Source organism: Phenylobacterium sp., from assembly GCF_036402295.1.
Classification (GTDB): domain Bacteria; phylum Pseudomonadota; class Alphaproteobacteria; order Caulobacterales; family Caulobacteraceae; genus Phenylobacterium.
The window spans coordinates 1-7541 of the sequence record NZ_DASWTE010000087.1; the positions used below are offsets into that span (position 1 = coordinate 1).

Annotated in this window: 12 protein-coding genes and 1 tRNA gene; 9 read left to right on the forward strand and 4 right to left on the reverse strand. The window is 70.2% G+C overall.

Translation table 11 applies throughout. From position 1 onward, the window contains the following. The first annotated feature begins 70 nt into the window (after nt 1–70). From VGD44_RS05855 to VGD44_RS05880, 6 genes are all read left to right on the forward strand, one after another. Nucleotides 71–541 (forward strand): Mut7-C RNAse domain-containing protein, encoded by a 471-nt coding sequence (locus VGD44_RS05855; protein WP_331084849.1) that lies wholly within the window; start codon nt 71–73, stop codon nt 539–541. 52 nt (nt 542–593) lie between these two features. Next, nucleotides 594–731 carry an entericidin EcnA/B family protein gene (locus tag VGD44_RS05860; RefSeq protein WP_331084851.1) on the forward strand — a complete coding sequence of 46 codons (138 nt, stop codon included), beginning with the start codon at nt 594–596 and terminating at the stop codon, nt 729–731. Nucleotides 732–791: 60 nt separating this feature from the next. Then, nucleotides 792–1187 carry a DUF983 domain-containing protein gene (locus tag VGD44_RS05865; RefSeq protein ID WP_331084853.1) on the forward strand — a complete coding sequence of 132 codons (396 nt, stop codon included), beginning with the start codon at nt 792–794 and terminating at the stop codon, nt 1185–1187. A gap of 74 nt (nt 1188–1261) precedes the next feature. Continuing rightward, nucleotides 1262–1420: a DUF3309 family protein gene (locus tag VGD44_RS05870; protein WP_331084855.1), complete on the forward strand. Its 159-nt coding sequence runs from the start codon at nt 1262–1264 to the stop codon at nt 1418–1420. A 67-nt stretch (nt 1421–1487) separates the two neighbouring features. Next, on the forward strand, nt 1488–2822 hold the full coding sequence (locus VGD44_RS05875) for an MFS transporter (RefSeq protein ID WP_331084857.1): 1335 nt from the start codon (nt 1488–1490) through the stop codon (nt 2820–2822). Continuing rightward, on the forward strand, nt 2823–3548 hold the full coding sequence (locus tag VGD44_RS05880; protein ID WP_331084859.1) for a DUF599 domain-containing protein: 726 nt from the start codon (nt 2823–2825) through the stop codon (nt 3546–3548). Here the strand turns inward: VGD44_RS05880 and VGD44_RS05885 are convergent. From VGD44_RS05885 to msrA, 4 genes are read right to left on the reverse strand one after another with little or no spacing between them, the layout of a single operon-like run. Then, the gene (locus VGD44_RS05885) at nt 3514–3852 is read right to left on the reverse strand and encodes an MmcQ/YjbR family DNA-binding protein (RefSeq protein WP_331084861.1); all 339 of its coding nucleotides are present in this window, start codon (nt 3850–3852) and stop codon (nt 3514–3516) included. The two genes, VGD44_RS05880 and VGD44_RS05885, sit on opposite strands and share 35 nt — an antisense overlap. Beyond that, complete coding sequence (locus VGD44_RS05890) at nt 3849–4199, reverse strand: MmcQ/YjbR family DNA-binding protein (protein WP_331084863.1); 351 nt, start codon at nt 4197–4199, stop codon at nt 3849–3851. Before VGD44_RS05890 ends, VGD44_RS05885 begins: the two co-directional genes overlap by 4 nt. Beyond that, nucleotides 4196–4540 carry an MmcQ/YjbR family DNA-binding protein gene (locus VGD44_RS05895; protein ID WP_331084865.1) on the reverse strand — a complete coding sequence of 115 codons (345 nt, stop codon included), beginning with the start codon at nt 4538–4540 and terminating at the stop codon, nt 4196–4198. Before VGD44_RS05895 ends, VGD44_RS05890 begins: the two co-directional genes overlap by 4 nt. A 10-nt stretch (nt 4541–4550) precedes the next feature. Further along, the gene (gene msrA / locus VGD44_RS05900; RefSeq protein WP_414694618.1) at nt 4551–5201 is read right to left on the reverse strand and encodes a peptide-methionine (S)-S-oxide reductase MsrA; all 651 of its coding nucleotides are present in this window, start codon (nt 5199–5201) and stop codon (nt 4551–4553) included. Between the two features lie 133 nt (nt 5202–5334). Here msrA and VGD44_RS05905 point away from each other — a divergent pair, with 133 nt between their 5' ends. The 3 genes from VGD44_RS05905 to VGD44_RS05915 all read left to right on the forward strand — a co-directional run bounded on the left by VGD44_RS05905 (nt 5335) and on the right by VGD44_RS05915 (nt 7539). Further along, nucleotides 5335–6261, forward strand: a complete 927-nt coding sequence (locus VGD44_RS05905; RefSeq protein ID WP_331084869.1) for a tetratricopeptide repeat protein — start codon at nt 5335–5337, stop codon at nt 6259–6261. 192 nt (nt 6262–6453) lie between these two features. Further along, on the forward strand, nt 6454–7401 hold the full coding sequence (locus tag VGD44_RS05910; protein ID WP_331084871.1) for a hypothetical protein: 948 nt from the start codon (nt 6454–6456) through the stop codon (nt 7399–7401). A gap of 48 nt (nt 7402–7449) precedes the next feature. After that, nucleotides 7450–7539, forward strand: a tRNA-Ser gene (locus VGD44_RS05915). The last annotated feature ends 2 nt before the right edge of the window (nt 7540–7541 follow it).

Here is a 7541-nt window from a genome sequence, read left to right on the forward strand (position 1 = left end):
TCGGCCTGCAGCGCAGGTCCCTTGGGCTGCCGTCTCGGGAACGCTAGAATTGCCCACGGATTGGAAGGCCATGCGCTTCCTGTGCGACGAAATGCTGGTGCGGCTCGCGCGGCTCCTGCGGGCGGCGGGCTACGATACGTACCTGGCCGAGGGCGGCGAGGCCGACGGCAGCCTGATCAAGACCGCCCGGCGCGAAGGCCGCATCCTGGTCACCCGCGACAAGCGGCTGGCCGCCGCCTTCGAGGAGTCGGTGCTGGTTTCGGGCTGGGGCGTCAACGCCGAGGCCCACAGCCTGTCGCGCGCCGTCGTCCTGGACTGGGAGTTCGCCCCCTTCACCCGCTGCGTGATGGACAACGCTCACCTGCGCGACGCCACGCCCGAGGAGCTGGAACGCTTCCCCGACCGGGCGCGGGCGTTGGACGGCGCCTTTCGCGTGTGTCCCGCGTGCGGGCGCGACTACTGGCCCGGCAGCCATGTGCGGCGCATGGAAGCGCAACTGCACGGCCTGGCGCGCGATGCCGCATTGCCGCCGCAAGCTTGACGGCATAGGCCGGCTCATAAGACCTAAGCGTCACCGGCAAAGGGATCTCGCCATGCGCAAGCTGATCGTCCTGACCGCGGCCGCCGCCGCCCTCCTGGTTTCCGCCTGCAACACCGTCTCCGGCCTCGGCAAGGACGCCGAAGCCGCCGGCCGCGCCGTCACAGGCGCCGCGGAAGACGTGAAGCGCTGATCTGCGGCGAAACGCCGGACGGCCTTCCGTCCGGCCGCCTTCGGGCGCATATGGCCGCCCATGGCCGAAATCGCCCATCCGCTGTTCCACTCGATCGGTCGCGGCCTCGCGCACCGATGCCCCGCGTGCGGCAAGGGCCGCCTCTACGGGCGCTACCTCAAGGTCCAGCCTGACTGCGCCGTCTGCGAGCATCCGCTGAAGCGCTACCCCGCCGATGACGGCCCGGCCTACCTGACCATCCTGCTCACGGGCCACCTGATTATCGCGCCCTTGCTGTTCTTCCCCGCCGTCTGGAAGAGTCCCGCCTACTACTCGCTGCCGATCCTACTGGGCGGGCTCACCGTGGTGACGCTCCTCGCCCTCCCCCGGATCAAGGGCGGCTGGATCGGGCTGATGTACGCGCTGCAGGTCACCGACCGCGACGCCAAGCTGCACACGGCCGACATCGCCGACTGACCGCCGTTCTCCGGAACCCAGGCGTCGCCATGGGCGTTCGCTGCGGTCGAGGTCGGGGACGAGAGGAGAGCCATATGTCCCTGGGGACCATTCTCATCATCATCCTGATCCTGCTGCTGGTCGGCGCGCTGCCCACCTGGGGCCATTCGCGCAGCTGGGGCTACTTCCCCAGTGGCGGTCTCGGCCTGGTGCTCGTGGTCGTGATCATACTGGTTCTTCTAGGAAGGATCTGACGTCGGCCCTAGGCGCGGAGACGCAAGCCCCCTAGCATCCCCTCAAAGTTAGGTACCGGGAGGATGCATGACTGCGACGGAAACCGGGGCCGAAGTCCAGGTCCCGGTGGGCGCTCTGGCGCCCGGCGTCACCGCGTCCCAGCGCTTCAAGGCGATAATCGGCGGATCGGCCGGCAATCTGGTCGAGTGGTACGACTGGTTCGTCTACTCGGCCTTTGCGATCTATTTCTCGAACCACTTCTTCCCGGGCGGCGACGAGTTGGCGGGGCTGCTCAAGACCATGGCGGTCTTCGCCGTGGGCTTCTTCGCCCGGCCGCTGGGGGCGTGGCTGATGGGCCTCTACGCCGACCACGCCGGCCGCAAGACCGCACTCACCGCCGCCGTCGGCCTGATGTGCGGCGGCTCGCTGATCATCGCCATCCTGCCCAGCTACGAAACCATCGGGGTCGCCGCCCCGATCCTGCTCGTCGTCGCCCGCATCCTGCAGGGCCTCTCGGTCGGCGGGGAGTACGGCGCCAGCGCCACCTACCTCTCTGAGATGGCCGGCCGCCGGAGGCGCGGCTTCTGGTCCAGCTTCCAGTTCGTGACCATGGTCATGGGCCAGCTCATCGCGCTCGGCCTGCTGGCGCTGCTTCAGACTACCCTGGAAAGGCCCGACCTCGAGGCCTGGGGCTGGCGCATCCCGTTCTTCATCGGCGCGGCCATGGCCGTGGTGGTGTTCTGGATCCGCGCCCGAATGGACGAGAGCCACAGCTACGAGAATTCCAAGGCCTCGGGCGCCGAGCGGGCGCGGACCATGATGCTCTTCATGCGCTACCCGAAGCAGACGTTGACCATCTTCGGCTTCACCGCCGGCGGGTCGCTCGCCTTCTACGCCTTCACCACCTACATGCCGAAATTCCTGGTCGGCACGTCGGGCTTTACCGGCCCCACGGCCACCGCGATCACCGCCGGAGCCCTGGTGGTCTACCTCTTCGCGTTGCCCTTCTTCGGCTGGGTCAGCGACCACTGGGGCCGCAAGGCCACGCTGTTCATCGCCTTCGGCGGCGGCGGCCTCGCCGCCTATCCGGCGCTCACGGCCATCGCGGGCACGCAGGACGCGCTGACGGCCTTCGCGCTGGTCTCGATGCTGGTCGTGCTGCTGTCGGGCTACAACTCGGTCAGCGCCGTGGTGAAGGCCGAGCTCTTCCCCGCCAACGTCCGCGCCCTGGGCGTCGCCCTGCCCTACGGCATGGCCACCGCCACCTTCGGCGGCACCGCCGAGCCGATCGCGCTCGCCTTCAAGCAGGCGGGAAACGAAAGCGGCTTCTACGTCTACGTTGCCGTTGGACTTCTCTGCGCGTTCCTGATCGCCTTCATGCTGCCCGACAACCGCAAGCACAGCCTGATCCTCGAGGACTGATTGCACCCCTACGACGCCCTCGCGCTCGCCGTCTTCGTCCTGGCGTGGCTGTTCTACGAGCCGTTGCTGGCGGCGTTCGGCAAGCGGCGCGGCAGCGTGCTCAACACCGACATGACCGTCATCCGCTCGGCCTGGATGAGCACCATGACCGGGCGCGAGGCGCGGCTGATGGACGGCCAGCTGCTGGGCCACGCGCTGAACTCGGCCTCGTTCTTCGCCTCGTCCAACCTGCTGCTGATCGCAGCGGCGGCCGGCGCCCTGTTCGGCGGCGATAGCACCTTCCGCTCGGTCTCGGCGCTCGAGGTGGTGAAGACCTCGTCGCGGCTGCTGTTCGAGGTCCAGCTCGCGCTGGTGCTAATCACCCTCGCCCGCGGCCTCCTGGACTTCATCTGGTCGATCCGCCAGCTCAACTACTGCCTGGCGGCCATGGGCGCGACGCCCGAGCCCTTGGCCGAGGCCGATCGTCCGGCCTTCGGGGCGGTCCTGGCCCGGCTGCTCAACCCGGCGCTGGGCTCTTTCAACTCTGGTGTCCGCGGCTACTACTTCGCGCTCGCCGCCGCGGCCTGGCTGTTCGGTCCCTGGTCCTTCATCGCCGCCACCCTGGGCGCCGTGGCGCTGCTGTTCTGGCGCCAGCGCAGCTCGCCCGCCGCCATCGCCATCCACGACTTCCGCCTGCTGCTGGAGAAGGGCCCTACAGCCCCAGCTCCGCCTTCGCCGCCTTCGTGAGCTTCGCGGCGATCAGGCCGTGCGCGGTCTCCAGCCAGCCCGACGCCTCGTCCATCGCCACCTGGTCCAGGTCCACCACCACCCAGCCGCCCTTGGCGAAGTAGGGCGCCTGCCGGCCCGGCGCGCCGTCCGAGGTCAGCACCTCGAAGCCGATCTCGCTGACCTTGAACGCCAGGCCGTTCTCGAAGCCGCAGACGGCGAACACCTTGCCGCCCACCTTGTAGACGTCGGAGCCGCCCCACTGGACCACCTTGGTCACCGCGGGCAGGCCCATGGCGAACGCCTCGATCTCGTCCCGCGTCATGTCAGCCCCAACTCCGAGCGAACCTTCTTCGTCAACGACCCGGCCGCCAGGCGGTACGAGGTTTCCAGCCAGCCCTCGACGTCCTCCCGGTCCACCTCTGAGAGCGGCAGGTTCACCCAGTGGCCCTTTCCCGGCGCGAAGCCCGGCGCGGGGCGGCCCGGCCCGTCCTCGGTGAGCACCGCATAGGCGATCTCAGTGGCCTTGAAGGTGAGCCCGTCGCGCTCGCTGCACACGCCGAACACCTTGCCGCGCACCTTGTAGACGTCGAGACGGCCGCGGAAGAGGACCACGTGCGTCGCCTCGCGGCGCCCCATCGCCAGCGCGTGCACGTCGTCCCGCGTGATCACGCGATTCCCAGCTCGGCCCGCTGCTTCTTGGGCAGCTTCGACGCGACGATCCCGTGCGCGCTCTTCACCCACTCGGCTACCTCGGCGGGGTCCTGGCTCCTGAGGTCGTTCAGGCTCACCCACTTGGCCCGCGCCAGGTATTTGGCGGGCTCCGCGCGGCCGGTCGTCGTCAGCGCCTCGAACGCGATGTCCGAGGCCTTGAACGACAGGTTCGTGTAGGCGCCGTCGGTGGCGGCGAACATCTTGCCGCCCACGCAGTAGCAGTGGTCGTCGCCCCACTTGAGGTCGAGCGTCGTCCCCGGCAGGGCCATAGCGGCCGCATGCAGTTCTTCCTTCGTCACCCCCGCGCCCTTACGCGCCGACGCCCACGCCGATCGGGCAGGTCACGCCGGTGCCGCCGATCCCGCAGTAGCCGTGCGGGTTCTTGGCTAGGTACTGCTGGTGGTAGTCCTCGGCGAAGAAGAACGGCCCGGCCGGCTGGATCTCGCTGGTGATCCGCCCATAGCCCTGCTTGGAAAGCGCCGCCTGGTAGGTCTCGCGCGACGCCTCCGCCTCGGCGGCCTGGGCGTCGTTGGTCACGTAGATCCCCGAGCGGTACTGGGTGCCGATGTCGTTGCCCTGGCGCATACCCTGGGTCGGGTCGTGGTTCTCCCAGAACGTCTTCAGGAGGTCGCCGTAGGTCACCACCTTCGGGTCGAACACCACCAGCACCGACTCCGTGTGCCCCGTGCGGCCGGAGCAGACCTCCTCGTAGGTGGCGTTGGGCGTGATCCCTTGCTGGTAGCCGACGGCGGTCACGTAGACGCCCGGGACCTGCCAGAAGATGCGCTCCACGCCCCAGAAGCAGCCCATGGCGAAGTAGGCGGTCTCCAGGCCATCCGGATACGGCCCCTTCAGCGGCCGGCCGTTCACGAAATGGACTTCTGCGGTCGGGATCGCGCGCTCGCGCCCCGGCAGGGCCGTCGCGGCGGTGGGCAGTTCCAGGGTCTTCTGGCCGAACATCAAGCGCCTCCGGGGGTCAGGTCGCGCCGTAAATAGGGTGGCGGACGCCGGTTTGCATGTTGCGCCCACGGTAGCTGAACCGGCGGGCCTTTTGTGGGAATATAAAGAAGAAGGCTGGGGAGGAGGACATCCCATGCGGATGCTGAAGGTCGTGCTCATGGCCGGCGCGCTGGCCGGGCTCTCGATGACCGGCGCCGTGGCCGCCGGGGGTGGCGGTGGCGGTGGCGGCATGAGCAGCATGCCCTCCGACACCGGGCCGCGCTACGATCCGGCCGAGGAGTACGCCAAGGCCGTCAAGGCGATCCAGGCCAAGGACTACAAAGCCGCCGCCCGCTCGGCCCAGCGCGTGGCCGACGCCGCGCCCAAGAGCCTTGACGGCTGGAAGCTGCTGGGCGTCGCCCAGTCGGGCGCCGAGAACTGGAAGGGGGCAAAGAAGGCCTACGAGAAGGCCGTGAAGCTCGCCCCCGACGACGTCGCCTCCCACGCCGGCCTGGGCCTGGCGCTGGCCAAGCTGCAGGACGGCAAGGCGCAGGCCGAGCTCGACTGGCTGAAGGGCAAGTCCGCCACCTGCACCGCCGATTGCCCCACGGTGAAGGCGCTCACCGCCGAGGTTGAAAAGGCCCTGACCCCGGCCGCGGCGGCCGGCGGCAGCGCCGCCCTCGAGCGCGGCACGCTGATCTTCTCCGCCGACCTGGGCGACCGGGCCTATGTCCAGGCCGTCGGGCTCATCAACGAGAAGCGCTATGACGAGGCGCTGGCCTCGCTCGACGCCGCCCGCGCCGCCTTCGGCCCGCACCCGGACGTCCTGACCTACCAGGGCTACACGTGGCGCAAGAAGGGCGATCACGCGCGCGCCGAGGCCTACTACCGCCAGGCCCTCGCCATCGCCCCCGACCACCGCGGAGCCACCGAGTACTACGGCGAGCTCAAGGTCGAGCGCGGCGACATCGCGGGCGCCAAGCAGATGCTGGCCAAACTCGACGCGTTCTGCGCGTACGGCTGCGCCGAAGCCGAGGAGCTCCGCCGTTGGATCGACGCCGGCGGCGAGCCGGGGCTGTAGGGCCGATCCAATCCTGCAGCTGCTGACAAGGTTCCACCCTCCCTTCCTCCTCGATGGAGGAAGGGCCGGGGATGGAGGTGTACGTAGGGCGACGAAGGAAATGGCGCGTTCGGCGTCGGCGCCCACCCGCGCGCCACAACGATCTCAGCGACCACACCTCCACCCAACCCTCCTCCATCGAGGAGGAGGGCTATGAGTTTTGTGCGCTCCGCGGTGATCCTGGCCCTGCTCAGCACAGCCGCCTCCGCCGAAATCGCCCAGCCGCTCCAGGCGCTGCACTGGGTCGCCCCCGGCACGGACGCCGTGGCCGTCTTCGCCTCCGAGCCCACCGAATGCCTCGCCCGCCCCGCCGACCCCGCCGCGGCCCAGGCGGTGGAGATCGGCCGCGCCGCGTTCCGCACCCCGCTGCTGCTGGGCGGCCAGGCCGCGCGCGTCGGCCTGACCTGCGAGAGCTGTCACCGCGGCGGGCGCGGCAACCCCGACTTCCTGTTCCCCGGCGCCTCGGGCGCGCCCGGCACCGCCGATGTCACCCTCTCGCTGTTCTCCAGCCACCGGGGCAACGGCGTCCACGACCCGAAGCCCATCCCTGACCTCTCCGGTCCCCGCGAGCGCCTGAAGGTGCCGTCCGACCAGCTGCCCCCGTTCATCCGCGGCCTGATCGTGGAGGAGTTCGACGGCCGCGAACCGCCGCCGGCCGTGCTCGCCGGGCTCGCCGCCTACGTCCGCGCTCTCTCCCCCACCGCCTGCCCGGCCCAGGCCCGTGCGCCTGCCGGTCCCGCCGCACTGCTGGACGACGCCCGCCGCGCCCTCACGGCCGCCGGCCAGGCCTTCGCCGCCGGCGACCGGCCCACCGCCGTCCTGATGATCGCCGCCGCCCGCGCCCGCCTGGGTCTCCTCGACGAGCGCTACAGGGACTTGCGCGCCGAGGTCGCCCTCCTGCGCGCCGCCGACGCCGAGCTCGCCAGCCTCCAGCAGGCGGTCCGCGAGGGCCGTCCCGACACCCCCGCCGCCCTCACCCGCTGGACGCGCCAGTCGCGCCGGCTCGAGGCCGCCCTCGCGGCCCAGCAAGGCCGCTCGCTGTTCAATCCGACCCGCCTGCGCGCAGCGGCGAACCGCCGCTTGCCCCCAAAGCCCACCTGACGGTATATGCCCGCCTTCCGCCGGGGGCCCGCCTCCGCTGCGGCGCGTGGTGAGGTGGCCGAGTGGTTGAAGGCGCACGCCTGGAACGCGTGTATAGGGGAAACTCTATCGAGGGTTCGAATCCCTCTCTCACCGCCACC

What these genes read in the sequence shown, in the direction of transcription:
- VGD44_RS05855 (WP_331084849.1), top strand. Translation starts at nt 71, where the DNA reads ATGCGCTTCCTGTGCGACGAAATGCTGGTGCGGCTCGCGCGGCTCCTG.
- VGD44_RS05860 (WP_331084851.1), top strand. Translation starts at nt 594, where the DNA reads ATGCGCAAGCTGATCGTCCTGACCGCGGCCGCCGCCGCCCTCCTGGTT.
- VGD44_RS05865 (WP_331084853.1), top strand. Translation starts at nt 792, where the DNA reads ATGGCCGAAATCGCCCATCCGCTGTTCCACTCGATCGGTCGCGGCCTC.
- VGD44_RS05870 (WP_331084855.1), top strand. Translation starts at nt 1,262, where the DNA reads ATGTCCCTGGGGACCATTCTCATCATCATCCTGATCCTGCTGCTGGTC.
- VGD44_RS05875 (WP_331084857.1), top strand. Translation starts at nt 1,488, where the DNA reads ATGACTGCGACGGAAACCGGGGCCGAAGTCCAGGTCCCGGTGGGCGCT.
- VGD44_RS05885 (WP_331084861.1), bottom strand. Translation starts at nt 3,852, where the DNA reads ATGACGCGGGACGAGATCGAGGCGTTCGCCATGGGCCTGCCCGCGGTG.
- msrA (WP_414694618.1), bottom strand. Translation starts at nt 5,201, where the DNA reads ATGTTCGGCCAGAAGACCCTGGAACTGCCCACCGCCGCGACGGCCCTG.
- VGD44_RS05905 (WP_331084869.1), top strand. Translation starts at nt 5,335, where the DNA reads ATGCGGATGCTGAAGGTCGTGCTCATGGCCGGCGCGCTGGCCGGGCTC.
- VGD44_RS05910 (WP_331084871.1), top strand. Translation starts at nt 6,454, where the DNA reads ATGAGTTTTGTGCGCTCCGCGGTGATCCTGGCCCTGCTCAGCACAGCC.